Annotated in this window: 25 protein-coding genes; 12 read left to right on the top strand and 13 right to left on the bottom strand. The window is 64.4% G+C overall.

Going from position 1 to position 25,873, the window contains the following annotated elements; translation table 11 throughout:
• Window positions 1-5: 5 nt before the first annotated feature.
• Window positions 6-1,286: an amidohydrolase family protein gene (locus LCM4576_RS32345; protein ID WP_071036376.1), complete on the bottom strand. Its 1,281-nt coding sequence runs from the start codon at window positions 1,284-1,286 to the stop codon at window positions 6-8.
• Between the two features lie 176 nt (window positions 1,287-1,462).
• Between LCM4576_RS32345 and LCM4576_RS32350 the strand changes: the two genes are divergently transcribed.
• Window positions 1,463-3,217, top strand: coding sequence for an ABC transporter ATP-binding protein (locus tag LCM4576_RS32350; protein WP_071036759.1), 1,755 nt, complete (start codon window positions 1,463-1,465; stop codon window positions 3,215-3,217).
• Between the two features lie 194 nt (window positions 3,218-3,411).
• Here the strand turns inward: LCM4576_RS32350 and ilvD are convergent, their stop codons facing one another.
• Window positions 3,412-5,256 carry a dihydroxy-acid dehydratase gene (gene ilvD, locus LCM4576_RS32355; protein ID WP_071036377.1) on the bottom strand — a complete coding sequence of 615 codons (1,845 nt, stop codon included), beginning with the start codon at window positions 5,254-5,256 and terminating at the stop codon, window positions 3,412-3,414.
• A gap of 272 nt (window positions 5,257-5,528) precedes the next feature.
• Here ilvD and LCM4576_RS32360 point away from each other — a divergent pair, with 272 nt between their 5' ends.
• Complete coding sequence (locus LCM4576_RS32360; RefSeq protein WP_071036761.1) at window positions 5,529-5,996, top strand: VOC family protein; 468 nt, start codon at window positions 5,529-5,531, stop codon at window positions 5,994-5,996.
• Between the two features lie 84 nt (window positions 5,997-6,080).
• On the opposite strand, the gene LCM4576_RS32365 is transcribed toward LCM4576_RS32360, so the two are convergent.
• The 5 genes from LCM4576_RS32365 to LCM4576_RS32380 all read right to left on the bottom strand — a co-directional run bounded on the left by LCM4576_RS32365 (window position 6,081) and on the right by LCM4576_RS32380 (window position 8,936).
• Window positions 6,081-7,673 (bottom strand): peptide chain release factor 3, encoded by a 1,593-nt coding sequence (locus LCM4576_RS32365; RefSeq protein WP_071036378.1) that lies wholly within the window; start codon window positions 7,671-7,673, stop codon window positions 6,081-6,083.
• Window positions 7,674-7,796: 123 nt separating this feature from the next.
• Entirely contained in the window at window positions 7,797-8,054 is a 258-nt protein-coding gene (locus LCM4576_RS35495) for a DUF1127 domain-containing protein (RefSeq protein WP_083354622.1), read from the bottom strand.
• 69 nt (window positions 8,055-8,123) lie between these two features.
• Window positions 8,124-8,468: a hypothetical protein gene (locus LCM4576_RS32370; protein WP_131803339.1), complete on the bottom strand. Its 345-nt coding sequence runs from the start codon at window positions 8,466-8,468 to the stop codon at window positions 8,124-8,126.
• Complete coding sequence (locus tag LCM4576_RS36995) at window positions 8,369-8,638, bottom strand: hypothetical protein (protein ID WP_071036380.1); 270 nt, start codon at window positions 8,636-8,638, stop codon at window positions 8,369-8,371. The genes LCM4576_RS32370 and LCM4576_RS36995 overlap by 100 nt, the downstream gene beginning before the upstream one ends.
• 16 nt (window positions 8,639-8,654) lie before the next feature.
• Complete coding sequence (locus tag LCM4576_RS32380) at window positions 8,655-8,936, bottom strand: DUF4242 domain-containing protein (protein ID WP_040988593.1); 282 nt, start codon at window positions 8,934-8,936, stop codon at window positions 8,655-8,657.
• A gap of 204 nt (window positions 8,937-9,140) precedes the next feature.
• Between LCM4576_RS32380 and LCM4576_RS32385 the strand changes: the two genes are divergently transcribed.
• Together LCM4576_RS32385 and LCM4576_RS32390 are read left to right on the top strand one after the other, a co-directional pair.
• Entirely contained in the window at window positions 9,141-10,949 is a 1,809-nt protein-coding gene (locus LCM4576_RS32385; protein WP_071036381.1) for a winged helix-turn-helix domain-containing protein, read from the top strand.
• A 68-nt stretch (window positions 10,950-11,017) separates the two neighbouring features.
• Complete coding sequence (locus LCM4576_RS32390; protein ID WP_071036382.1) at window positions 11,018-12,088, top strand: FAD-binding oxidoreductase; 1,071 nt, start codon at window positions 11,018-11,020, stop codon at window positions 12,086-12,088.
• A gap of 36 nt (window positions 12,089-12,124) precedes the next feature.
• Here LCM4576_RS32390 and LCM4576_RS32395 read toward each other — a convergent pair whose 3' ends face one another.
• The 3 genes from LCM4576_RS32395 to LCM4576_RS32405 all read right to left on the bottom strand — a co-directional run bounded on the left by LCM4576_RS32395 (window position 12,125) and on the right by LCM4576_RS32405 (window position 14,152).
• Window positions 12,125-12,925 (bottom strand): class II glutamine amidotransferase, encoded by an 801-nt coding sequence (locus LCM4576_RS32395; protein ID WP_040988600.1) that lies wholly within the window; start codon window positions 12,923-12,925, stop codon window positions 12,125-12,127.
• A gap of 153 nt (window positions 12,926-13,078) precedes the next feature.
• Window positions 13,079-13,882, bottom strand: a complete 804-nt coding sequence (locus LCM4576_RS32400) for a class II glutamine amidotransferase (protein WP_071036383.1) — start codon at window positions 13,880-13,882, stop codon at window positions 13,079-13,081.
• Window positions 13,883-13,897: 15 nt separating this feature from the next.
• Entirely contained in the window at window positions 13,898-14,152 is a 255-nt protein-coding gene (locus LCM4576_RS32405) for a DUF6356 family protein (protein ID WP_071036384.1), read from the bottom strand.
• A gap of 114 nt (window positions 14,153-14,266) precedes the next feature.
• Between LCM4576_RS32405 and LCM4576_RS32410 the strand changes: the two genes are divergently transcribed.
• The 5 genes from LCM4576_RS32410 to LCM4576_RS32430 all read left to right on the top strand — a co-directional run bounded on the left by LCM4576_RS32410 (window position 14,267) and on the right by LCM4576_RS32430 (window position 18,018).
• Window positions 14,267-14,737 carry an Lrp/AsnC family transcriptional regulator gene (locus LCM4576_RS32410; RefSeq protein ID WP_071036385.1) on the top strand — a complete coding sequence of 157 codons (471 nt, stop codon included), beginning with the start codon at window positions 14,267-14,269 and terminating at the stop codon, window positions 14,735-14,737.
• 310 nt (window positions 14,738-15,047) lie between these two features.
• Window positions 15,048-15,533 (top strand): dUTP diphosphatase, encoded by a 486-nt coding sequence (gene dut, locus LCM4576_RS32415; RefSeq protein ID WP_071036386.1) that lies wholly within the window; start codon window positions 15,048-15,050, stop codon window positions 15,531-15,533.
• Entirely contained in the window at window positions 15,534-16,193 is a 660-nt protein-coding gene (locus tag LCM4576_RS32420; protein ID WP_071036387.1) for an HAD family phosphatase, read from the top strand.
• A gap of 84 nt (window positions 16,194-16,277) precedes the next feature.
• Window positions 16,278-17,132: a hypothetical protein gene (locus LCM4576_RS32425; RefSeq protein ID WP_071036388.1), complete on the top strand. Its 855-nt coding sequence runs from the start codon at window positions 16,278-16,280 to the stop codon at window positions 17,130-17,132.
• Window positions 17,133-17,211: 79 nt separating this feature from the next.
• A complete protein-coding gene (locus LCM4576_RS32430; RefSeq protein WP_071036389.1) occupies window positions 17,212-18,018 on the top strand; it encodes an isocitrate lyase/phosphoenolpyruvate mutase family protein in 807 nt (268 codons plus the stop codon).
• On the opposite strand, the gene LCM4576_RS32435 is transcribed toward LCM4576_RS32430, so the two are convergent.
• Entirely contained in the window at window positions 18,015-18,710 is a 696-nt protein-coding gene (locus LCM4576_RS32435; protein WP_041001300.1) for a sulfate transporter family protein, read from the bottom strand. The genes LCM4576_RS32430 and LCM4576_RS32435 overlap by 4 nt on opposite strands.
• Before the next feature lie 152 nt (window positions 18,711-18,862).
• Window positions 18,863-19,765 carry a DMT family transporter gene (locus tag LCM4576_RS32440; RefSeq protein ID WP_040988614.1) on the bottom strand — a complete coding sequence of 301 codons (903 nt, stop codon included), beginning with the start codon at window positions 19,763-19,765 and terminating at the stop codon, window positions 18,863-18,865.
• Window positions 19,766-20,043: 278 nt separating this feature from the next.
• Between LCM4576_RS32440 and LCM4576_RS32445 the strand changes: the two genes are divergently transcribed.
• From LCM4576_RS32445 to LCM4576_RS32455, 3 genes are all read left to right on the top strand, one after another.
• Window positions 20,044-21,036 (top strand): adenosine kinase, encoded by a 993-nt coding sequence (locus tag LCM4576_RS32445; protein WP_071036390.1) that lies wholly within the window; start codon window positions 20,044-20,046, stop codon window positions 21,034-21,036.
• A 234-nt stretch (window positions 21,037-21,270) separates the two neighbouring features.
• Entirely contained in the window at window positions 21,271-21,981 is a 711-nt protein-coding gene (locus tag LCM4576_RS32450) for an antitoxin Xre/MbcA/ParS toxin-binding domain-containing protein (RefSeq protein WP_071036391.1), read from the top strand.
• Between the two features lie 371 nt (window positions 21,982-22,352).
• Window positions 22,353-23,474, top strand: coding sequence for a porin (locus LCM4576_RS32455; RefSeq protein WP_041001293.1), 1,122 nt, complete (start codon window positions 22,353-22,355; stop codon window positions 23,472-23,474).
• Between the two features lie 93 nt (window positions 23,475-23,567).
• On the opposite strand, the gene LCM4576_RS32460 is transcribed toward LCM4576_RS32455, so the two are convergent.
• Complete coding sequence (locus LCM4576_RS32460; RefSeq protein ID WP_071036392.1) at window positions 23,568-25,847, bottom strand: NADP-dependent malic enzyme; 2,280 nt, start codon at window positions 25,845-25,847, stop codon at window positions 23,568-23,570.
• Window positions 25,848-25,873 lie beyond the last annotated feature (26 nt).

The raw sequence follows: 25,873 nt of genomic DNA on the forward strand, positions 1-25,873 counted from the left end.
GAGACCTACGACGTCTTATGCCGCCTATTCACCTGCGCCGGCCGGCCGGCGATCGACAGCCGGGTTTCCTGCTTCGTCCGCTCAGCCACCACCTTGCCCCTGGCGATGACGCAGAGGCGTTCGGGACGCAGGCGCACGGCCTCGATCGGATTGCCGGCATCAAGCACGACGAGGCTGGCGCGCTTGCCGACGGCGAGGCCGAGATGATCGAGCCCCATGATGGCGGCGTTGACGTTGGTGACCATGTCGAAGCAGCGCGCCATGTCGGCCGGGCTCGACATCTGTGCCACATGCAAGCCCATGAAGGCGACGTCGAGCATGTCGGCGGTGCCCAGCGAATACCAGGGGTCGAGCACGCAATCCTGGCCCCAGCCGACGCGGATGCCGAGCGCCAGCATCTCCTTGACCCGGGTCAGGCCGCGCCGCTTCGGGAAGGTGTCGTGGCGCCCTTGCAGCATGATGTTGATCAGCGGGTTGGGGATTGCCGAGACGCCGGCCTCGGCGATCAGCGGCAGGAGCTTCGAGACGTAGTAATTGTCCATCGAATGCATGGAGGTGAGGTGCGAGCCGGCCACCCTGCCMTGCAGGCCGAGACGCTGCGTTTCATAGGCCAGTTGCTCGATATGGCGCGATAGCGGATCGTCGGTCTCGTCACAATGCATGTCGACCATCAGGCCGCGTTTGGYCGCGATCTCGCAAAGCTCCGTGACCGAGCGCGTGCCGTCGGCCATGGTGCGCTCGAAATGCGGGATGYCGCCGACGATGTCGACGCCCATGTCGAGCGCACGAATGGTGTTTTCACGCGCGGTCGGCGAGCGGTAGAGGCCGTCCTGCGGAAACGCGACCAGCTGCAGGTCGATATAGGGCGCGACGGCCTTCTTCACATCGAGCAGCGCTTCCACCGCGAGCAGCCGGTCGTCGCAGACATCGACATGCGTGCGGATGGCGAGCAGGCCCATCGAGACGGCCCAGTCGCAATAGGCGAGCGCGCGCTCGCGCACGGCTTCATGCGTCAGCAGCGGCTTCAACTCACCCCAGAGCGCGATGCCTTCGAGCAGCGTTCCGGAAGCGTTGATGCGCGGGATACCGTAGGAGAGCGTCGCATCCATATGGAAATGCGRATCGACGAAGGGAGGCGAGACAAGGTTGCCGCGCGCATCGATCTCGGTCGGCGCGGAGCCCGGCAGTTTCTGCTCGACCGCCCGGATGGTCTCGCCGGCAATGCCGATATCGGCAATCCTGCCGTCCGGCAGCGTGCCGCCGCGCACGATGAGGTCGAAATCCATCCGTCGTCATCCTTTCCCAAGAATCGGCATTCATCGTGGCCGAAAGACAGCCAGGCGCAGCCTTTTCTTTCGCCTTCAGCCGAAAGGTTCCATCGCGCCGCAACTCGCTCTATAAGCCGCCACTCGCCCTCGTGGCGAATCCGAAATTCTTTGCAAGCCAGACACAGGATCGGCCGTTGTTTCGCTTCTTCCGTTCGACGGAAAACCAACGCCTCATTGCCAGGCTGGTGAGGGAATCCTTCCATGAGCATAAATTCGGCTATGGCGCGGCCATCCTGTCGATGCTGGTGGTGGCCGCCATGACCGGCGCCAGCGCCTGGATCCTGCGCGAGATCACCAACGAATTCGTCGTCTTCAAGCGGCTCGACCGCGTCAACCTGATCGCGGCGGGGGTCGCCGGGATCTTCCTGCTCAAGGGTTTTGCCAGCTTCGTCCAGGCCTATTTCATGAGCCGCGTCGGCAACGCCATCATCGCCGACCGCCAGCGCAAGATCTACGATCGCATCCTCGCGCAAGGCATCGAGTTCTATCATTCGACCTCATCGGCCGACCTGATCGCCCGCATGACCAACAACGCGCAGGCCGCGCGCAGCGTGCTCGACCTCGTCGTCACCTCCTATGTCCGCGACCTGGTGACGTTGATCGTCCTGGTCGGGGTCATGGTCTGGCAACAGCCGGCGCTGTCGCTGATCTGCTTTGTCGTCGGGCCTGTGGCGATCTATGGCGTCAACCGCATCCTCAAACGCGTGCGCAAGATCGCGGCGATGGAATTCGTCTCGCTCGGCCAGATCGTGCATGTGATGCAGGAGACGGCGATCGGCGTGCGCGTCGTCAAATCCTTCAATCTCGAAGCCGCGATGCGCAAGCGCATGCACAAGGCGGTGTCGGACGTCGAAACCCGCGCCAACAACATCGCGACGCTGGAAGCCGCCACAAGCCCGGTCATGGAAACGCTGGCGGGGCTGGCGATCGCCGGCGCCGTGCTGGTCAGCGGCCTGCTGGTGCTGCAGGGTGGCCAGATGCCGGGCAACATCATGGCCTTCATCGCGGCGCTGCTGCTGGCCTATGAGCCGGCAAAGCGCCTGGCACGCGTGCGCATCTCGCTGGAGACGGGCATCGTCGGCGTGCGCATGATGTTCCAGCTCGCCGACCGGCCGCTGACGCTCGCCGAGAAACCCGGCGCCACGCCGCTGCAACCAGGTCCGGGCGAAATCCGCTTCGACAATGTGAGCTTCGCCTATCCGGAAAGCCCGCCGGTGTTCGAAGGGTTCGACCTGACGCTCGCGGCCGGCAAGATGACGGCGCTGGTCGGGCCGTCGGGCAGCGGCAAGTCGACGATCCTGAACCTGATCATGCGCATGTACGACCCGCAGACCGGCAGGGTGATGTTCGACGGCCAGGACATCTCGTTCGCGACGCTGGATTCGCTCAGGCAGAAGATCGCCTATGTCAGCCAGGACACGTTCCTGTTTGCCGGCACCATCATGCACAACATCCGGCTCGGCCGCGAAGGCGCGACCGACGAGGAGGTGGTCGCCGCCGCCAAGGCCGCCAACGCGCATGAGTTCATCAGCGCGATGGCCAAGGGCTACGACACGGAGGTCGGCGAAAACGGCTCGATGCTCTCCGGCGGCCAGCGCCAGCGCATCTCGATCGCGCGCGCCATGCTGCGCAACGCCGAGATCCTGCTGCTCGACGAGGCAACCAGCGCGCTCGATGCCGAGTCGGAAGCGCTGTTCCGCGACGCGCTGCAGCAGCTCACCGCCGGGCRCACGACGATCGTCATCGCGCACCGGCTGTCGACGGTGCACCAGGCCGACACGATCGTGGTGCTGGAAAAGGGCAAGGTGCTGGAAAGCGGCCCGCACAAGGCGCTGCTCAAGCAGGGCGGGCTTTATCAGAAGCTTTATGAGTATCAGCTGATGCCGTAGCGCCGGCGCCTCTCCTTCTCCCCTTGTGGGAGAAGGTGGATCGGCGCGCAGCGCCGAGACGGATGAGGGGTGTTCCAGCGGAGTGAGACGCTGGCGAATTCTGACCGGATAAGCGGCGCCGCCAAGCTGGAACACCCCTCATCCGTCGCCTTCGGCGACACCTTCTCCCACAAGGGGAGAAGGGGGAGCCCAGCTTACTCCGGCACCTTCCTAACAGCGCCCTTGTCGGCGCTGGTGGCGAAGGCGGCGTAGGCGCGCAGCGCGGTCGTTACCTTGCGCTTGCGCTTTTCGGCCGGCTTCCAGGCGTCAGCGCCCTTGGCGTTCATCGCCGCCCGGCGCGCCTCGAGCTCGGCATCGCTGATGGCGAGGCGGATGGTGCGGTTGGGGATGTCGATCTCGATCGTGTCGCCTTCCTGGACGAGGGCGATCGCGCCGCCCTCGGCGGCTTCCGGCGAGACATGGCCGATCGACAGGCCGGACGTGCCGCCAGAGAAGYGGCCGTCGGTGATCAGCGCGCAGGCTTTGCCGAGACCCTTCGACTTCAAATAGCTGGTCGGGTAGAGCATCTCCTGCATGCCGGGGCCGCCGCGCGGACCCTCGTAGCGGATGACGACGATGTCGCCGGCCTTGATCTCGTTGCCGAGGATCGCCTTGACGGATGCATCCTGGCTCTCGAAGACGCGGGCCGGGCCGGTGAATTTCAGGATCGATTCATCGACGCCGGCCGTCTTCACGATGCAGCCGTCCAGCGCCAGATTGCCCTTCAGCACGGCAAGGCCGCCATCCTTGGAGAACGGCGTCTTTGCCGAGCGGATGACGCCTTTTTCGCGGTCAAGGTCGAGCTCGTCCCAGCGGCGGTCCTGGCTGAAGGCGACCTGGGTCGGCACGCCGCCAGGGGCGGCGCGGAAGAACTCGCGAACATTCTCGGCCGAGGTGCGGGCGATATCCCAATGGTCGAGCGCTTCGCCGAGCGTGGCGGTATGCACGGTCGGCAGGTCGCGGTTGATCAGCCCAGCCTGGTCGAGCTGGCCGAGGATCGCCATGATGCCGCCGGCGCGGTGCACGTCTTCCATATGCACGTCGGACTTGGCCGGCGCCACCTTGCAGAGCACCGGCACCTTGCGCGACAGCCGGTCGATATCCTCCATGGTGAAGTCGACCTCGCCCTCATGCGCGGCGGCAAGGATATGCAGCACCGTGTTGGTCGAGCCGCCCATGGCAATGTCAAGCGCCATGGCGTTCTCGAAAGCGCCCTTGGAGGCGATGCTGCGCGGCAGTGCGCTTTCGTCGTCCTGCTCGTAATAGCGCTGGGCGAGGTCGACGGCGAGGTGGCCGGCCTCGACGAACAGGCGCTTGCGATCGGCATGGGTGGCCAAGGTCGAGCCGTTGCCGGGCAGCGACAGGCCGAGCGCCTCGGTCAGGCAGTTCATCGAATTGGCGGTGAACATGCCCGAGCAGGAGCCGCAGGTCGGGCAGGCCGAACGCTCGATGACCTTGACGTCCTCGTCGGAGATCTTGTCGTCGGCGGCGGCGACCATGGCGTCGACCAGGTCAAGCGCCTGCGCCTTGCCAGCCAGCACCACCTTGCCGGCCTCCATCGGCCCGCCGGAGACGAAGACGGTCGGGATATTGAGGCGTAAGCTGGCCATCAGCATGCCGGGGGTGATCTTGTCGCAATTGGAGATGCAGACCATGGCGTCGGCGCAATGCGCATTGACCATGTATTCGACGGAATCGGCGATCAGCTCCCGCGACGGCAGCGAATAGAGCATGCCGTCGTGACCCATGGCGATGCCATCATCCACTGCGATGGTGTTGAACTCCTTGGCGACGCCGCCGGCCTTCTCAATCTCGCGCGCGACGAGCTGGCCGAGATCCTTCAGATGCACGTGGCCCGGCACGAACTGGGTGAAGGAGTTGACCACCGCAATGATCGGCTTGCCGAAATCCGAGTCCTTCATGCCGGTGGCGCGCCACAGGCCGCGGGCGCCGGCCATGTTGCGGCCATGGGTGGTGGTGCGGGAACGATAGGCGGGCATCGAGTTGTCCTTGCTGGCTGGCCGCGCCGACGCGCGGCGGGCGGCGCTCGAATTTTAGTCGGCAGCGGTTATAGCGGCCATGGTCCGGACTTGCCACAATTTTGCGCTGCACCAGCACGCTTCGGCAAATTTGAGCTCTTCAGAAAATTTTGCTGCCGCTGTCGGATCGCGTCTCGCTGCAGCGTCCTTAAGGCAGACGGCATCGAAATGGCACGAAATCGCCGGCGAACCGTTTGACAAGGAAAGCCAACATGAAGCCCGAGGAGCGCGACATGCAAAAGATCACCACTTGCCTATGGTTCAACGACCAGGCCGAGGAAGCAATGAACCATTACACATCCATCTTCAAGAATTCGAAGGTGCTGAGCGTGATGCGCTGGCCCAAGGGCCATCGGGATGAGGGCAAGGTTCTGGTGACCACGTTCGAGCTCGACGGGGTGCCGTTCCAGGCGCTCAATGGTGGACCGGAATTCAATTTCACCGAAGCCATGTCGCAGTCGATCGACTGCAAAACGCAGGAAGAGGTCGATCATTTCTGGGAGAGGCTCAGCGAAGGCGGCCAGCCCGGCCCATGCGGYTGGCTGAAGGACAAGTTCGGCGTCTCGYGGCAGGTCGTGCCGGAGCAGCTGCCAAGACTGCTTATGGATCCGGACAGGGCCAAGGCCGGTCGGGTGATGTCGGCAATGATGCAGATGGGCAAGATCGACATCGCYAAGATCGAGGAAGCGGCCAGGGGGTGAGAATTAGGGAATGGTGAATGGTGAAGATTAGCAGCCCACTCTTTCCCGCTACTACTCACTATTCACTATTCACCATTCACCAAATCACGCCGCCTTGTCGCGCACCTGATAGTCCTTCACCGCAGTGAAGCGGATCGCTTTCCAGCGCTCGGCTTCGTAGTTCAGCGAGAAGGCGTGCTGGGCGAGGAAGACCGGATCGTTGTCGAGGTCGCGGGCGATGTCGCCGCGATGCGCTTCGATGAAGCGCTGCACCTCCGCCTTGTCGTCGGCCGCGATCCAGCGGCAGACCGAGAAGCGCGACATCTCGAAATCCACCGGCAGCGTGTATTCGATGTTCAGCCGCTCCTTCAGAACGTCGAGCTGGAGCGCGCCGACGACGCCGACAATGGCCGGCGAGCCGTCTTCCGGCGAGAACAGCTGCACCACGCCTTCCTCGGCCATCTGGTGCAGCGCTTCCTTCAGCTTCTTGGCCTTCATGGCGTCGCCGAGGCGCACGCGGCGCAGGATTTCCGGGGCGAAGTTCGGCACGCCGCGGAACAGTATCTCCTCGCCTTCGGTCAGCGTGTCGCCGATGCGCAGCGTGCCGTGATTGGGAATGCCGACGACGTCGCCGGCGAAAGCCTCGTCGGCGGTGACGCGGGTGCGGGCGAAGAAGAATTGCGGCGCCGAGAGCGACATCGGCTTGCCAGTGCGCACCAGCTTGGCCTTCATGCCGCGCTCCAGCGTGCCCGAGCAGACGCGCACGAAGGCGATGCGGTCGCGGTGGTTGGGGTCCATGTTGGCCTGGATCTTGAAGACGAAGGAGGTCATCTTCTCCTCCGTCRCCTCCACCGTGCGGGTATCGGCCTCCTGGGCGCGCGGCGGCGGACCGTAGGCRCCGAGCGCCTCGATCAGATCGCGCACGCCGTAATTGCGCAGCGCCGAGCCGAAATAGACCGGCGTCAGATGGCCTTCGCGGAAGGCGTCGATATCGAGAGGCCGACAGGCCTCGCGCGCCAGTTCGAGCTCCTCGATGAAGGCTTCGCGCTCATTGTCCGGCAAAAGCCCTGCGACACGGTTGGAATCCGGGCCGTTGACGGGCGTGCGTTCCTTTTCCTCATCGCCCTTGCGCACGGCGTTGAGCGCCAGGTGATAGGTGCCGGAAAACGTCCTGCCGCGGCCGATCGGCCAGGTGACGGGCGCCGTGTCGAGCGCCAGCTTCTGCTCGATCTCGTCCAGGATCTCGAACGGGTCGCGGCTCTCGCGGTCCATCTTGTTGACGAAGGTGATGATCGGGATGTCGCGCAGCCGGCAGACCTCGAACAGCTTCAGCGTGCGCGGCTCGATGCCCTTGGCGGCGTCGATGACCATGACGGCCGAGTCCACCGCCGACAGGGTGCGGTAAGTGTCGTCGGCGAAATCCTCGTGGCCGGGCGTGTCGAGCAGGTTGAAGACGTTGCCTTCATACTCGAAGGTCATCACCGAGGTGACGACGGAGATGCCGCGCTCGCGCTCGATCTTCATCCAGTCGGACCGGGTCTGGATGCGGTCCTTCTTGGCCTTGACCTCGCCGGCGAGCTGGATGGCGCCGCCGAACAGAAGCAGCTTTTCGGTGAGCGTCGTCTTGCCCGCGTCGGGGTGGGCGATGATCGCGAAGGTGCGGCGGCGCGATACCGCCTGTTCGATGTCTTCTGCCAATTTTTGGAATCCTGTCTGTGGCGCGGGCTTCTAGCAGCGCCAGCCCGGCATGTCGACAGTTTCGGGCAGATCGGATCGACTGGCGCGACAGACAAAAGCGCCGTCGGCAAAAGACCCTGGCCTTCAAATCCACAGACCGCCGCGACCGGTGTTGCGGCCGTGCCAGGTGACCGACGAGATTTCCGAACGTTTGATACCGATGTCGCGCAACAGATAGTCGGGCAACTCGTTCAGCCAGGCGCGGTCCCTGCGGATGCGAACCATCCGTGCCACGAAGCGCAGGCCAGAGTGGCATATTTCGACGGCTGTTGCCGAGAAACGCCCGTCAGCGGACTGACCGGCGACAGGCTTCATTTCTATGCGAAGGGTTGGCATGATCATTTTCCTTTTATCCAAACGAAGAGATCGGGAGGGCCACGGCCCTCCCGAGGATGCTGCCCGTCACGCCTGTCAGGACCGGTCGTGCTCGCAGCTCACATAAGGGTTCCAGTCCGCGAACATGCCGGCCGGATTGTGCCGCCAGTGCCAGACGTGGAGCTCGTAGTACGGATCCACCGGGTGGACACCCACCGTCGTCTTACGCTGCAGGGTGCGGCCGAGGAATTCGGGGATGCCTTTACCCTTCCAGTCCTTTTCGAAGACGATGTATTCCATGYCGACGAGTTGCATCGAGCCATCGGCCTCCGGCTCGTAGGTCAGCACGTCCGGCTCGCCGAGCACCAGCTTGCCGTCRCCGGCCCGGCCGGGATGGATGAAATGGACGCCCATCGTGCCGTGCTCGTCATGGTCGTGCATTCGAACAGCTGCTGGTAGCCGTCCGCCTTGGCGACCTTGATGTCGAGGTATTTGGCCGCCATGTCCCGGGACCGGTTGAGCACCGGATCGGGCATGTCATGCGCGACCGCTGTGCCGCAAAGCAGCGCCGAGGCGCCAACGGCGAGGACGATTTCCGCAAAGCGCGTCACGATCGATCCCTCCCCTTCAGGCGGCGGCRTAAGCCGTCGTCGGATCGAACAGGCGCTTGACCTGCGTGATCTTTGTCGCCGGGAAGCCGCTCATCTTCGCATGGCGCTGGATGATCGCCTCGTCCTTGGCGAGATAGACGCAGAACGTCTTGTCGTCCGTCACGAAGGATTCGACCCACTGGATGTCCGGGCCGAGCTCGGCCAGAACGGCGTTCGAGGCCTTGGACGCGTCGCGCAGTTGCTCGCGCTCGAAGGTGCCGACCTTGGGAATTTCGCGCTCAATGATGTACTTCTGCATTTTGCAATCTCCTTGATCTGAGGTTCAAATGCCGCCGGGCACTCGATCAGATCGGTGCCGGTGACATCCCTGGGGCGGCTGGGGTAAACTCTCGCTTGGCCCGCCAGGCAGACGGAGATTTACGGAACAGGCGGCCGACAGTCCTTACGCCGGCCTTATCTTCTTCTGATCCTTTGCCCATTGTCGTTACGGGGATTGCTGCCGATGGGAATTTATAGCTTCGGGGACTTCGAGCTCAATGAGGATTCCCGTGCCCTTCGTCTCGCCGGAAGCGAGATCGAGGCGCAGCCCCTGGTCTTCGATTTCCTCGCCATCCTGCTGCGGCACCAAGACCGGGCCATGAGCAAGGATGAGCTGCTTGAGACGTTGTGGCCCGGCGTGACGGTGACCGAAGCTTCGCTGCAGCGTGTCGCGAGCCTTGCCCGCGGCATCCTTAGACAGGGCGGCATGGAGGCGGCGCTGCGCAACCTGCCCCGTTTCGGCTACCGGATTTGCCTCGATCAGCCGTCGATTTCGGAACGCAGGCCCGCCGATGCGGGCGGCAAGCCTTCCAGCCTTGGCTCATCAATCCTGTCGGCACGCGCGGCCGTTGCAGGCAGAAAATGGCACGAGGCAGCGGCTTCCTTCGCAAAAGCGGATGCCGCCGACGAGCTGCTGACGCCCGACCTCGAAGAATGGGGCCTGGCGCTGGAATGCATGGGGCGTCCGGCCGAAGCCATCCCGCTCCTGGCGCGCGCGGTGACGGCTTACGGCGTCGCCGGCGAGCGCCTGCGCGCGGCTTCCCCGGCAATCACCCTTGCCAGGATCCATCTCGAGAGAGGCGAGCTTGCCGTCGCCAAAGGCTGGCACAAGCGCGCCGCGCAGCTGATCGATACCGCTTCCGACAGCAGGGAGCACGGCCTCTGGTGCTGGATGGGGGCGCGCATCATGGGCGCGGAAGCCGAGCCGGAACAGGCGCTTGCGCTGGCCGAGCAGGCCTTCGCGGTCGGCAGGCACCTCGACGATCCGGTGGTGGAGTCGCTCGGCCTCATCTATCGCGGCTTCTTCAAACTATGTCTCGGTGAAACCAAGGCCGGGCAGGAGGATCAGGACCTTGCCGCGGCGCTCGGCCTGTCCAGCGACGTCGACCCGATCGTCGGCGGCATTCTCTACTGCAACATCCTGTGGGCCTGCCGGAATTTCGGCGACTGGTCGCGCGCCAATCAATGGACGCTCGGCTACGAGGACTGGTGCAGAGGACATGGGCTGGAAGACCTTTCGGGCTCGTGCCGGCTGCATCGCGCCGAAGTGCTCGGCGTTCATGGCACGCTGAAGGAGGCGGAGGCGCTTGTGCGCGCGGCACTCGACCAGCTCGCCCTCGACGCGCCCTGGGCAACCGGTGACGCCTTGCGCGTGCTGGGTGATATCCACCTCGCGGCCGGGGAGTTCACGGAGGCCGAAACGGCCTATCGCGCGTCACATGCGGCGGGCTGGGATCCGCAGCCCGGGCTAGCGCTGCTGCAGCTCGAGCAGGGACAGGCGGAGGCCRCTTTCAGCGCTCTCGAACGTTCCTTGGTGGGCAACGGCTGGCCGACCCTGCAGCGGCGGGGCATGGTCCTTGCCACTCTGGCCAAGGTGGCGGCGTGCACCAACCGGCGCGAGCGGGCGAAAGAGGTGATTGCCGAATTGGAGACGCAGCCGCAGCGCTGGCCGATGGCGTCTGTCCAGGCGCTGACTGCGGAAGCCAAGGCGGAGCTTTTCATGCTGGAAGAGCGCTTCGCCGAGGCCGCCCRTGAACTGCAGATCGCATGCTCCCGTTGGAACGAGGTCGGTTCGCCGATCAATGTCGCCGACGCCAGGCTGTCGCTCGCCGCGCTTCTCATCAAGATCGGCGATCGTTCCGGCGCGGAACTAGAGCTCGGCACAGCGCTGGCGGCCGCGAAGAAAGTGGACTCTTCCCGGCTCATGCGGCGCTGCGAAAAGCTGAAGGACCTGATTGCCGGCGCGCAGGCGCTCACGGTGGGCGGCGAATAGCCGCTTCTCGCTTGAGGTCTGGCCGGTGCGATGGCATGACGGTGGAAACCTCCCCCAAAAGGTCCGGCATGAGCAGCGCAAAGCAAGTCATCGTCATCGGAGCCGGTATCATCGGCGCCTCGATCGCCTGGCATCTGACGAAAGCCGGCGCATGCGTGACGGTCGTCTCGACAGGCGGTGCCGGCGGTGTCGCAACGCCGAATTCCTTTGCCTGGATCAACGCAAGCTGGGGCAATCCGGAAACCTATTTCCGGCTACGCATCCGCGCGATGGCCGAATGGAAACGGYTGGCGAACGACCTGCCGGGGCTGCCGCTCGCCTGGTGCGGCGGCCTGTGCTGGGACCTGCCCGCGGACAGGCTCGAGGCCTACGCGGTCGAGCACTCATCCTGGGGATACGGCATCGAGCGGGTCGGGCGCGAACAAGCGGCGCGTATCGAGCCCAACCTGGCGGAACTTCCCGACTTTGCACTTTATGTTGCCCAGGAAGGCGTGGCCGAGCCAGCGGCGACCACGAAGGCGCTGCTGGCGGACGCGGAGCGGCGTGGCGCGCGGATCGTCACGGGTACCGTCGACAGGGTGGCGCTGGTCAACGGCAAGGTCACGGGCGTTGTCGTTTCGGGCGAAACCATCGGGGCGGACGACGTGGTGATCGCTGCTGGCGCCGGGGCGCCGGCGATCGCCGCAACCGCCGACATCAAGCTGCCGATCGAGACCCCGCCGGGCCTGATCGTGCACTCGCGCCCTTCGAGGAAGCTGCTCAACGGCCTGGTGYTGGCCGACAGACTGCACATGCGCCAGACGGCYGAGGGACGCATCATCGCCGGCTCCGATTTCGGCGGCGGCGATCCGGGCGACCATCCGGAAGCCGCCGCGCGCGAACTGTTCGCCGCGACGAAAGCAATGCTGCGCGACGCCGCCGGGCTGGAATTCGACTTCCACACCATCGGCTACCGTCCGACGCCGGYCGACGGTTTCCCGATCGTCAGCCGCGCCGAAGGCGTCGGCGGCCTCTACATCGCCGTCACCCATTCCGGCATCACGCTGGCGCCGGCCGTGGGGCTGTTCGCCACCCGCGAAATCCTCGACGGCGAGCGTGATGCGTTGCTCGCGCCTTATGCTCTGTCGCGCTTCGTTTAGTAGCCGGCTGAYGGCGGCAGCCGCCGTGCCGAGACCTCAGCTTGCCAGCGCCCACCGGGACGTCGCCGGCGCGAAGGGCCGGATGCTGGTGGTGTCGCGGGTCATCGTCACGAAGCTCGACTGCGGAATCTCATGCCAAGTCCGGCCGTCGCGATCGAACGGTTCCGAGACGATGCAGCGGCCGACGCCCCGGGCGAAGGCAGCGGTGTAGAGCGTCGGCGCCTGGTCGTCGGTGGCGTAGCGAACCGCGTGAAGCGCCCTTCCGTCACTGAAGGCGGCGGTCAGTTTCAGGAACGGCTCAATGCCGGCCCGGCGCGCTGCCTCGAGCACGCGGCCGGTGGCGCGCGACACGGCGCCTTGCGGATCCTGCGCCAGGCCTTCGCCGAGCATCACGCGGAAAAAGAGTTCGGAATCCGTGGTACCTTCGAGCTGTTCGAACAACGTATCGGAGAGCGAATTCTCCAGCACCCGACGGATCTTCTCGAAGCCACCGATCTGGCCGTTGTGCATGAACGACCAGCGACCCGAGACGAAGGGATGGCAGTTCGCGCGGCTGGTGAGGCCGCCTGTCGAGGCGCGCACATGGGCCAGGAACAGGCCGGATTTCACCTGGCGTCCAAGGCTCCTGAGATTGGTGTCGGACCAGGCCGGCAGAACATCGCGATAAAGCCCGGGTTCCGGGCGGTCGCCATACCAGGCCACGCCGAAGCCGTCGGCATTTGTCGGCGATTTCGCCTCCCGCGCCTGGCTGCTTTGAACGATCAGCGAATGGGAGGGTGCGGCGATGACATCCTCCAGAAAGATCGCGTCGCCGAGATAGGCTGCCCACCTGCACATTGTCCTGTGATCCTCTGTCGATGCGTCTTTGAGCGCGCGAAGGAATTCGCGGCCCGTCGAGCGTCACAGATGACAGGAAGGAGATTGGGCGTCCTTACGCAGCGCTTACGTTTCGCTGATCTCTACCTGAATGCGGCAGCTCGGGAATTTTCATCAGCCGACGACCATTGCCAGCTTCCCCGCTGCCGGCGCGAACGGGCGGATGTCGGTGCCGGCCTTTGTCATGGTGACGAAGCTCGATGGCGGGATCGCCTGCCAGTCGCCGCCGTCCCGGTCGAAGGGCTCGGAGACGATGCAACGACCGGCGCGCCTCGCGAAGGCGCCGGTGTAGAGCGTTGGCGCATGGCCGTCGGTGGCGTAGCGCACGGCATGAAGCGCCTGCCCATCCGAAAAGGCCGCGGTGAGCTTCAAAGCCGGCTCAATGCCGGCGCGGCGCGAGGCTTCGATGACGCGGCCGGTTGCCCTCGAGACCGCGCCCAACGGGTCGCCGGCCAACCCCTGGTCGATCATCAGGAGAAAAAAGAGCTCGGAATCGGTGGTGCCCTCGCGCTGATCGAAGACTTCATCGGAAAGCGAGTTTTCCAGCGCGCGGCGGATCTTTTCGAAGCCGCCGATCTGGCCGTTATGCATGAAGGACCAGCGGCCGGAGACGAAAGGATGGCAGTTCATGCGGCTGGTGGCGCCGCCGGTCGAAGCGCGCACATGGGCGAGGAACAGGCCGGACTTGATCTGCCGGCACAGGCTTTTCAGATTGGGGTCGGACCATRCCGGCAAGATGTCGCGATAGAGCCCAGGCTCGGACCGGTCGCCATACCAGGCAAGGCCGAAGCCGTCGCCATTGGTCGGCGACTTGGCTTCCTGGGCGCAGTGGCTTTGGGCGATCAACGAGTGGCAGGGCGCGGTGATGATGTCTTCGAGGAAGACCGCTTCACCCAGATAGGCCGCCCACCGGCACATCGCACTCCACCTTTATCAGGCGCGATCCATCAGAGCCGCCGGCTCCTTGACCGCATTTGAACCTCTGTTGTGYGTGCGCTCATAGAGCTCACGAACGATTCGGCTCGCCGTAGTTTCGAACAGAAACGGCAAGAAAGCGTGAACGAGCGCGGCGGCCGCTGCCATCGACAGGCGCGAGCAGAACCAGGCGGCAAAGGCCATGTGGCCAAAATAGGTCTCGCCGACCTTCTCCGGGTGAGCCGTGAACAGTGCCGTAAACCGTGTCGTCATGGTGGTCCCTCCTGCCGGATTAGGTCTCGATGATGGATACCATGTCATACGGCTGGGTGCATCGGTCCTAATTCGTCCTTGCTTTTTGCTATTTTGTGAGACATTCATCCCAATGTGCCGACGGAAATCGATGAGATCGATCGAAGATTGCTGGCCGAGCTGCAACGCGACGGCACGCTTTCGGTCGACCAGCTGTCGGAGCGCGTGGCGCTGTCGCGCAATGCCTGCTGGCGGCGCGTCAAGCGGCTGGAGGAGGACGGCGTCATCACCGGGCGCGTGGCGCTGGTCGATGCCGACAAGCTGGGGCTTGGTCTCTCGGTCTTCATCCTGGTCCGCACCTCCAACCACGACCCGGACTGGYTGCAGAAATTCCGCGCGGCGGTGACCGGCTTTACCGAGATCACCGGCGTCTACCGCATGTCGGGCGACCTCGATTACGTGCTGAGGGCCCGCGTCGCCGACGTGAAAGCCTATGACCGACTCTACCAGCGGCTGATCGCCAAGGTGGYGCTGTCGGACGTTTCGGCCTCCTTCGTCATGGAGGAGATCAAGGAGACGACCGTGGTGCCGGTGGAACTGCGCTGACGAACTTCGTCATTCCAGGGCGAAGCAGGAGCGAAGCTCCGTCGCGGAGACCCTGGAATCCATGCCGGGACCTTGATCGAAGGTTGYAGCGAAGCAAAATTCGGCACCGTGAGCGGYGCTCGCATGTCACGGAATGGATCGTCGGGTCTACGCGCGTCGCTTCGCTCCATGCACCGCCCGTGGATGACGAAGCGATGAGCATTCTCGCCAAAATTGGCGGCGATGCCATAGTCACGCCAGAAAGAAAGGCGTTGATAGGCTCTGATCCCGAGTTGACCGAATCGGCATTCGCGACGATACGAGTGGGCTCATGCGCACGGCTGTCCATCCTTCCTCCGTCATCGGCCCCACCGTCGGTTTCGTCAGGCTTCCGCATGGCGAGGGCCTGCCTCTGCCGGCCTATGAGAGCGCGGGCGCCGCCGGTATGGATTTGCGCGCCGCCGTTCCGGAAGACCGGCCGCTGCTCATCCTGCCGGGGAAACGCGCGCTGGTGCCGACCGGGCTTGTCCTGGAAATCCCGGAAGGCGTGGAAGGCCAGGTGCGGCCGCGCTCGGGCCTTGCCTTCAAGCATGGGCTCACCGTCCTCAACTCGCCCGGCACCGTCGACAGCGACTATCGCGGCGAGGTGAAAGTCCTGCTCGTCAACCTCGGCGACGAGGATTTCTCGGTGACGCGCGGCATGCGCATCGCCCAGATCGTCTTCGCCGCCGTGACCCAGATCACGGTCGAGGAGCGGGCACTGGCCGGCGGCACGACGCGCGGTACCGGTGGGTTCGGGTCGACCGGCATCGCTTGAATGGCAATACCCAAGCTGGTCATCTTCGACTGCGACGGGGTTCTGGTCGACACCGAGAACCTTGCCAATCGGCGCCTCGCCRAATGGCTGACCGATGCCGGCTTTGYGACCACATTCGAATATTGCCGCAAGCATTTTTCCGGCCGCAGCATGGTCTCGGTGCAGAAAGAGATCGAAGAGACGACCGAGGCCAGGCTCGGCGCCGATTTCGTCGAGCGCTGGAATGCCGGCCTGCCGGATCTTTTTTCGCACGGCGTCGAGGCGATCCCCTATGTTCGTGAGTTCGTCGAGGCAGTCCGCGCGGCCGGTATCGACTATTGCGTCGCCTCCTCGGCGCGGGTGTCGAAAATGCACATCACGCTCGGGCAGAYCGGGCTCCTGCCGTTGTTCGAGCATGCGATGTTCTCGTCCACCATGGTCAGCCGAGGCAAGCCGTTCCCGGACCTGTTTCTCCACGCGGCAGGGACGCAGGGCTTCGCGCCGGCCGACTGCATCGTCATCGAGGACAGCGTCGCGGGGACCAAGGCCGGTATCGCCGCCGGCATGCGGGTGTTCTCCTATCACGCCGATCCATTCTCCGACCGCGACGGCCTGGCGGCGGCCGGCGRCATCCTGTTCGACGACATGCGCCAACTGGCAGGGCTGGTACCGATCCGCTGATCGGACACTCGGCTGTACGGCGAAATGCTGTACGGCGAAATCTTCCGTGCTAGCCTGCAGCGTCGGACAAGAAGCTGCCCACGCGTGAAACCCACTTTGCTTCGCCTCGCCCTTGCTCTTGTGCTGCTGTCCTGGCCGTGGGCCTCGGCGGGCGCGGAGGAGGTCAGCTTTCCGGACCTTGGCAGCGCCATCCCGGGCCAGAAAGACGTCACCTATCTCGATCTCGCCAGGATGGTCATCCCCGACTTGGCGTCGAATGCCGACGGCTTATACCACGGCACCTTGCCGATCGAGATGCGCCACATTGCGGGTCCGGATAGCGGGGGCTCGCCGCCCGAGACATCGAGCCTGCCCAACGCCGCCGTGCTCGCCATCAAGGCCGGCGGCAAGGACCGGCTGGCCGTGCTGTTCGATCTCGGCGACTCTCCCGACAGTGCCGAAGGCTATRCTGTGCTGGCGCTCTACGATCTGGCCGGCAAGCCGGCGCTGCTCGATGCCGTCAATGTCGCCGTCGATCGCAGCACCTATTTCCGCGAACCGAACAAACTGCCCGTCGGCCCCGGGGACGACGTGCTGATCACCATGAGCACGCATTTCAATTCGAGCCAGGGTTATGTGATCACGCCGCTGATCATGGTGCGCAACGACAAGTTCGAGCTGATCGACATGATCTACACGTTCGATGAAAGGCTATGCGCTTATAGTCGCAAGCAGGATATCGCATTCCACGTCGTTGGGGGTGGCCAGCCCCATGCGGCCATCAAGGTCACGGTTACCGACGCAACGGTGCCGAGYGGGGAAAGCTGCGACGACGCGCCACCCAAGGCGTCATCAAAAGACATATCCGTCACCTACCGTTGGAACAGACAAACGTCGCGCTACGTGGCGGGCTCGGACGCCTTCAAGCGTTTGTCAGCAGAGAACGAGAAACGCTTCTGAGCCAGACGCATTCGTTTGCCCGGTTCGAGCGACCGCGATAGATTTCCCTCACAACCCCGATCATGATTGAGGATCCGCCATGGACAAGGGCAAGATTTTTCGCGATCTGCATSCCTCCACCTTCGTCATGCCCAACCCCTGGGACATAGGCACGACCAAGCTTCTCGCTTCGTTCGGCTTCAAGGCGCTGGCGACGACCAGCGCCGGCTTCGCCTTCTCGCGCGGCCTGCCGGACGGCGCCGTGACCTTCGAGGCCATGATCCATCATTGCCGCGAGGTGACGGCGGCGACCGACCTGCCGGTTTCGGCCGATCTGGAGCGCGGCAAGGGTGACAGCGCCGAGCAGGCCGCCGAGACCATCTTCGCGGCCGAAGCCGCCGGTCTTGCCGGCTGCTCGATCGAGGACCACACCGGCGACCCCGCCAACCCGAYCTACGATTTCTCGCACGCCGTGGAACGCGTCGCGGCCGCGGTCGAGGCGGCCCGGGCGCTCAAGCACGATTTCGTCTTCACCGCGCGGGCCGAGAATTTCCTGTGGGGCAAGACCGACCTCGACGACACCATCAAGCGGCTGCAGGCCTTCGAGAAGGCCGGCGCGGATGTGCTCTATGCGCCGGGCATCGGCGACGTCGAAATGGTGCGCACGATCTGCTCGTCGGTGAGCCGGCCGGTCAATGTGATGGCCCGACCCGGTTTCACCATCGCCGACCTTGCCATGGCCGGCGTCAAGCGCATCTCGCTCGGACCATGGCTGACCAACTTCGCCTACGGCATGCTGGAGACGGCAGCGCGCGAAATCCAGCAGGACGGCACTTTCGGCTTCACCCGCGCGGCGATGCCGTTCGGCAAGCTGCAGGCGCTCTTCCGCAGCGGCGACACCGATTAAACCGGCAGCCGCGCCGAAACCGCTTTGTGCAGATGCACCATCATGGCGGCCGCGAAAAGCGGCGTCAGAAGGTTGAGCAGCGGCACGGCCAGGAACAGGGCAATGACCAGTCCGGCCAGGAACACCGTGCCGGCATGTTTGCGGCGCAGCGCCTTGGCCTCGGCCTCGGGCCGGAAGCGCATGGCGGCGAACTCGAAGAACTCCCGGCCGAGCAGATAGCCGTTGACGATGAAGAAAGCGGCAATGTTGATGCCCGGCACCAGAAGCAAGAGCAGCGCGACGATGTTGCCGAGGACCACCACGCCGAAGAATTTGACCGCCAGCACAAGCGACTGCAGCGCCGGCATGGCGCGGCCGGGCAGGTCGTTGGGATAGTCGGTGCGCTCGACCACTTCGGCAATATCGTCGAGGAACAGGCCAGCGACGATCGCTGTCACCGGCGCGACGAGCAAGGCCAATCCCACAGCCAGAACGATGCCGGCAATGATGCCGCCCAGCCACCCGGCCCAGGACGGCAGACCAGGCAGCAGCGTTTGCAGCCATGGCCAGGCCAGCCATTCGAGCAGGCTCTCCAGACCGAGCCAAAGCGCCAGCAGAGCGAGCAGCGTCAGCCCCAGCGTCTTCAGGAAGACGGCGCGGAATTCAGGCGAGAACAGCCGGCTGGCGGCGGCGCGGGCAGCGTCTAGGATCACGGCAGGTCCAGGCCCTTATCGAGAAATGTCATCCCCGAGATAGGCGGGCTTCTTCCCGGAGGCAACCAAAGCGCGTCGCGTCGACGCGGTTCGGCTTTTGTCTCGATGCATGTCGGTTATCCCAACAGCGTCACGCTTTTGGGCGACATGCGTTATCGCGCAAGCTTGACCTGCCGTGCCGGAATGGTCATGGCCGCGACGCCGGCGACGACGAAGGCCATGCCGACCCATGCCGTGGCCCCGAGGCTTTCGCCGAGGAAGACGGCGCCGATGCCGACGCCGATCGGCACGCGCAGATAGGCCTGCGAAGTGGTGCCGACAGAGCCCAGCGTGTGGATCAGGCGGAAATAGATGACGAAGGCCAACGCCGTCGAGAAGACCGACAGGCCGAGCAGGGCCAGGATCGATGCGGCCGACGGCGCAAGCGTCCACGGCTGGTCCACGACCAAGCTCAGCGGAACAAGGATGACGGCGCCGCAAAGCATCGAACCCGCGGCGGGTATCATCGGATCGAGGCCCTTGAAGCCGCGGCCGAAGATCGCCGCCCCGGCATAAGAGACCGTCGCGATGACGATCGCAAGCTGCGCCCACAATTGATGGCCAAGCCCGCCGAGCGCCTGCGTGCCGATGATGAGGCAGATGCCGACGATGCCGGCGCCGACGCCGACCAGCTTGCGCATCGTTACGGGCTCATGGCGCGTGATCAATGCCGTCAGCAGGAAGGTGAAGATCGGCGATGTCGAGTTGAGGATGGTGGCGAGGCCGGCATCGACCGAGCGCTCGGCGGCGGCGATCAGCGTGAACGGCACGACGCTGTTGAGGCAGGCCTGGAAGGCGAACCGGCGCCACGTCGCCGGGTCGGCGGGCATGGCAAGGCCGCGCCAGCGGATGACGGTGAGGAGAATGGCCCCGGCGATCAGGGTCCGGGCGGCGATGAAGGTCACGGGCGGGATCGTCTCGACGCCGATCTTGATGAAAGTGTAGGAAGCGCCCCACAGCACCGCCAGGACGCCGAGCAGCGCAAGGTCGGTGGACATTTCGGTCTTTTCGGACATTTCTGCCTTCCGTTGCGGAAACGATCCGCTTGTAGCTCACCACGCCGCAAAGACGCTTCGATCGCGGCGGAACCTTAGTCGCCAGCGCCGCCGCTGATATGAGCCAGTTCGATGCGAACGCTGCCGCAGCCGGCGAACAATCGGCGCCGAGGCCGGCGTCACGGAAGACGATGGCGATTTTCGGGGTAGGCAAAGCAGCGCCAAGTCGCTAGACCCGCGCCCGGCCAGCATGCCAGATAGCCGGCCGGAAGCCTGATTGGCCCTTGGCGGAGATTTTGATGCCGGAATATGACGTGCTTTGCATCGGCAATGCCATTGTCGACATCATCGCGCAGTGCGACGAAGCCTTTCTCGAGACCAACGGCATCATCAAGGGAGCGATGAACCTCATCGACRCCAGGCGCGCCGAATTGCTCTACAGCCGCATGGGACCGGCGATCGAGGCTTCCGGCGGCAGCGCCGGCAACACGGCGGCCGGGGTCGCCAGTCTCGGCGGGCGCGCCGCCTTCTTCGGCAAGGTGTCGAACGACGCATTGGGCGGCATCTACACCCATGACATCCACGCCCAGGGCGTTGCCTTCGACACCAGGCCGCTCGCGGGCGAACCGCCGACCGCGCGCTCGATGATCTTCGTCACGCCCGACGGCGAGCGCTCGATGAACACCTATCTCGGCGCCTGCGTCGAGCTTGGCCCGGAAGACGTCGAGGCCGACAAGGCCGCCGGCGCCAAGGTGACCTATTTCGAGGGCTATCTGTGGGATCCGCCGCGCGCCAAGGAAGCGATCCGGCAGACCGCCAGGCTGGCGCATGCGGCGGGGCGCGAAGTGTCGATGACGCTGTYGGATTCCTTCTGCGTCGACCGCTACCGCGACGAGTTCCTCGAGCTGATGCGGTCGGGCACCGTCGACATCGTCTTTGCCAACAGCCACGAGATCAAGTYGCTCTACCAGACCGCCTCTTWCGAGGAGGCGCTCGCGGCCATCCGCAAGGATTGCAGGATAGCCGCCGTCACCCGTTCCGAAAAAGGCTCGGTGATCGTGCGCGGCGACGAAACCGTTACCATCGAGGCGACCAAGATCAAGGAACTGGTCGACACGACCGGCGCTGGCGACCTCTATGCCGCCGGCTTCCTCTACGGCTACACGACCGGGCGCAGCCTCAAGGATTGCGGCGACCTCGGCTCGCTGGCCGCCGGGCTGGTGATCCAGCAGATCGGCCCGCRCCCACGCCAGAACCTGCGCCGCGAGGCCGAGCAGGCCGGGCTGCTGTAGCGACGGCTTCGACGCCGCAGCTTGCTTGTCGCACGCCTGTCACAGAGCGCTCATACAGGCAGTGTGGGGCGTTCCGCGACTGACATTTCGGCACGCCAAACCAGGGGTGTAAAGATGCAAGCCAGCAAGCTGCCGGGCCGTGGGGCCCGATGCCGTCGCGTTTCCTGTTTTTCGCAATAGAATTTTCAGCAACCGCCGGCGCTTGGGGAGGAGCGCGGGCCGCAAGACAGATTCATGAGCAGATTCCAGAACCCGTCCGACGGGATTTCACAAGAGGCATTGGCAGGCCTTATGGCCGAAGCCGTGCAACAGGCGCTGATGCGGCATGGCGTTATGCTGGACGCCGAGGCGCTGGCTTCAGCAAGCAGGATCGCCGGCCATGTGGCTGCCGCCCTCCCCTTCCTGCCGCCAGCACAGCGCCTTGCCATGAGCTCCTTCAAGGGTGAGTGGACCGACCTTGCCTCCRACTTCTTTCGTGCGATGACGGACAAGGTCGCAAGCGACGGTTCGGCCATGTCCGACCGCGCCCTCGAGCGCTCACCGCCAAAATCGGAGACAGGAAGGCCTGCAGCCCGGCCGATTGCCGAGCGAGCCGTGGAGCTTCAATCGATGCTGATCGAGGATTGGGCCGGCGAGGTCGCCGGCTCGACCTATCTGGAAGAGAAGCTGCGCATCCCACGCTCCACGCTGCATCGCTGGCAAAGACGCGGCGAGGTCGTTGCCCTGCGCAAGGGCGGCCGCAAGCATGTCTTCCCCTTGGCCCAGTTCATCGACGGCAGGCCGGTTCCGGGGATCGGCGACGTGCTTTCGGCGATCGCCAATCCGAGGCTTGCCTGGTTCTGGCTGAGCCGACCCTCGCCCGAGCTCGACGGCCGCGTCCCCATCGAGATGCTGAGGGAAGACATGGTCGAGGACGTGATCGGCGCCGCACGCGCCCTGTCCTGACCGTTCTGCCGGAGCCGCATTTTCGCGTTATCCGATCGTAAATTTAGCCGGCAAACTCATTGTCATAAATCTGTAATAATTGGCACATTTTGCACATTCCGATGCCTTTTCGCGTGTTTCGATTGTATAGATTGTGCAAAATGTGCCATTTTTACAAATATATAACGTGATGTTTTGGCAACAAGACCTTTCTAAGAGTCAAAAATCCGCCTTTCAGACACAATCTCTGTTGTACGTGACGGCCGATTAAGCCATGTCCAAGGCGAAGAAGCGGCGCCGGTGCGCGACTTTTTCAACGATGGGGACGGGGGTGGCAAAAGCCGAACGGCATGTCAGGCCTGTCTTGAACCTTTGACTGGAGATTCAAGAAAATGAACATCAAGAGCCTTCTTCTCGGCTCCGCTGCGGCGCTGATCGCAGTTTCGGGCGCGCGCGCCGCCGACGCGGTGACCGTCGCCGAGCCGGAACCGGCCGAATACGTCAAGATCTGCGACGTTTATGGCGCCGGCTACTTCTACATCCCCGGCACCGAGACCTGCCTGCGCGTCGGCGGTTACATCCGCTATGACGCCGGCTTCGGCGATCCCGGCACCCTCGACGGCCGCAAGACGAAGGACGTCATGGACGGCGACCCGCAGAACAGCTGGAAAAAGAATGCTCGTTTCGCACTGAGGACCTGGACCGGCCAGGAGACCGAGCTCGGCACGTTGAAGACCTATACCGAGACCCGCTTCAACTTCAAGGATGGCGCGTCGGCGGTGAACCTGGAATTCGGCTGGGTCCAGCTCGGCGGCCTGCGCGTCGGTGTGGATGAGACACCTTACGACCAGTTCATCGGCTATGCCGGCAACGTCGTGCAGGACACGATCATCCCGTACGGCATCAAGGTCACCAACGTCGTCAGCTACTATTTCGACGCCGGCAGCGGCTTCTCGGGCGTGGTCTCGCTCGAAGAGGGTGCCGACGTCACCACCAGCAGCGGCGCCGTCCTCATCGCCGGCACGATCGACAGCTACGTTCCRCATGTCGTCGGCGGCCTCAAGTACAAGGGCGACTGGGGCGCTATCACCGGCGTCGTGGCCTATGACAGCAACTACGAGGAAGTAGCCGGCAAGGTCCGCCTGGACGTCAACGTCACCAAGGACCTGTCGCTGTTCATCATGGGCGGCTACGGCACCGACGACAACTTCGTCGACCACGCCAAGGGTCGCGGCTTCTACAAGCCCTGGGGCGGCAACTGGGCCGTCTGGGGCGGCGGCACCTACAAATTCGACCCCAAGACCGCCTTCAACCTCCAGGTCTCGGCTGACGACGCCAAGAACCTCGCCGTCGCGGCAAACGTAGCCTACACGCCCGTTCCCGGCTTCACGGTCACGACCGAAGTTGACTACTACCATGACGGCAAGTTCGGCCAGGCCGACGATTTCAACTTCACCAAAGCCGACAAGAAGAACAGTTGGGGCGGCATCGTCCGCTTCCAGCGCACCTTCTGATCGAGCGTAAATATCTCAAAAGGAAAGGCCCGCGGCATTGCCGCGGGCCTTTTTCTTTGGCTCAAGCAAAAGAAACGGTCGAACTGCTGTCCGTCAATTCCCCGCCGTGTAGGCCGCGATCGCCGCCATGTTGACGATGTCGGAGTCCTTGGCGTTCAAGGACACGATCTGGACCGGTTTGTTGAGGCCGACCAGCAGCGGGCCGATGACGGTCGAGCCGCCGAGTTCCTGCAGCATCTTGGTCGAGATCGAGGCTGAGTGGAATGCCGGCATCACCAGCACATTGGCCGGGCCGGTCAGGCGGATGAACGGGTACTGCGCCATGGCGCGCGGGTTCAGCGCCACGTCGGCCGCCATCTCGCCGTCATACTCGAAATCAACGCGGCGCTTGTCGAGGATGCGCACCGCTTCCTGCACACGCTCGGACCGTTCGCCCTGCGGATGGCCGAAGGTGGAATAGGCAAGCATGGCGAGCCTCGGCTCATAACCCATGCGGCGGGCGAACCCGGCTGCCTCCTCGGCGATGTCGGCGATCTGTTCCGCATTCGGCATGTCGTGCACGGCGGTGTCGGCGACCAGCACCGTCCTGCCGCGCGCGAGCACGATCGACACGCCGATGACGCGGTGGCCGGGCTTGGCGTCGATGACACGGCGCACATCGTCGAGCGCGGTGGAATAGTTGCGGGTGACGCCAGTGACGATCCCGTCGGCGTCGCCCAGGGCCACCATGCAGGCGGCGAAATGGTTGCGGTCGTTGTTGATCAGGCGCTGACAGTCGCGGAACAGGAAGCCCTTCCGCTGCATGCGCTCGTAGAGATAGTCGGTGTAGATGCCGTTGCGGCGCGACAGCCTGGCATTGATGATCTCGAGGCCCGGCTTGTTCAGGTCGATGCCGGCATTCCTGGCATTGTCCTTGATGACATCGTCGCGGCCGAGCAGGATCGCGGTGCCGAGCTTCTGGTTCACATAGGAGACGGCGGCGCGCATCACCTGCTCCTCCTCGCCCTCGGCGAAGACGATGCGCTTGGGCTGGCGGCGCACGCGGTCGTAGATGCGCTGCAGGGTCGAGGCKATCGGATCGCGGCGCGCCGACAGTTCCTGCGCGTAGCGGTCGAGATCGAGGATCGGCTTGCGGGCGACGCCGGATTCCATCGCCGCCTTCGCCACCGCCAGCGGAATCGCCGAGATAAGGCGCGGATCGAACGGCACCGGGATGATGTAGTTGGGGCCAAATTTCGGCCGGTTGCCCTGGTAGGCGGCGGCGACGTCGTCCGGCACGTCCTGGCGCGCCAGCTCTGCCAGCGCCCTGGCGGCCGCGATCTTCATCTCGTCATTGATGGTGGTGGCGCGCACATCCAGCGCGCCGCGGAAGATGTAGGGGAAGCCCAGCACATTGTTGACCTGGTTGGGATAGTCCGAGCGGCCGGTCGCCATGATGGCATCGGTGCGGATCTCGGCCACTTCCTCCGGCGTGATCTCCGGGTCGGGATTGGCCATAGCGAAGATGATCGGATTCTTCGCCATGGACTGCACCATGGCGGGAGTGAGCATGCCTTTGGCGGAAAGGCCGAGGAAGACGTCGGCGCCATCCAGTGCTTCGGCGAGACTGCGCAAATCGGTCTTGACCGCATGTGCCGACTTCCACTGGTTCATGCCTTCGGTGCGGCCCTGGAAGACCACGCCCTTGGTGTCACACAGGATGACGTTTTCGGGCGGAAAGCCCATCGCCTTCATCAACTCGATGCAAGCGATGCCGGCGGCGCCCGCGCCGTTGCAAACCATCTTCGTGGTCTTCATGTCGCGGCCGGTGATCTCCAGCGCGTTGATCAGCCCGGCGGCCGAGATGATGGCGGTGCCGTGCTGATCGTCGTGGAAGACGGGAATGTCCATCAGCTCGCGCAGCCGCTGCTCGATGATGAAGCATTCCGGCGCCTTGATGTCCTCGAGATTGATGCCGCCGAAGGAAGGCCCGAGGAAGCGCACGCAATTGATGAACTCGTCGGCGTCCTCGGTCRCCACTTCGAGGTCGATGGAATCGACATCGGCGAAGCGCTTGAACAGCACCRCCTTGCCCTCCATCACCGGCTTGGACGCCAGCGCACCGAGATTGCCGAGGCCGAGGATGGYGGTGCCGTTGGAGATGACGGCGACCATGTTGCCGCGCGCCGTATAGTCGAAGGCGCGGCTCGGATCCTCGGCGATGGCGCGCACCGGAACGGCGACGCCGGGCGAATAGGCGAGGCTCAGATCGCGTTGCGTCGCCATCGGCTTGGTGGCGACGATCTCCAGCTTGCCGGGCCGTCCCATGGCGTGGAACTCCAACGCCTCCTCGGGRCTGACGGAGGGGCCGCTGCTTTCGGTTTTCCTAGCCATGATGCTTTTGATTTCCTCACCTTCGC

The sequence above is a fragment of the Mesorhizobium sp. LCM 4576 genome, assembly GCF_001854815.1.
GTDB classification, from domain to species: domain Bacteria; phylum Pseudomonadota; class Alphaproteobacteria; order Rhizobiales; family Rhizobiaceae; genus Mesorhizobium; species Mesorhizobium plurifarium.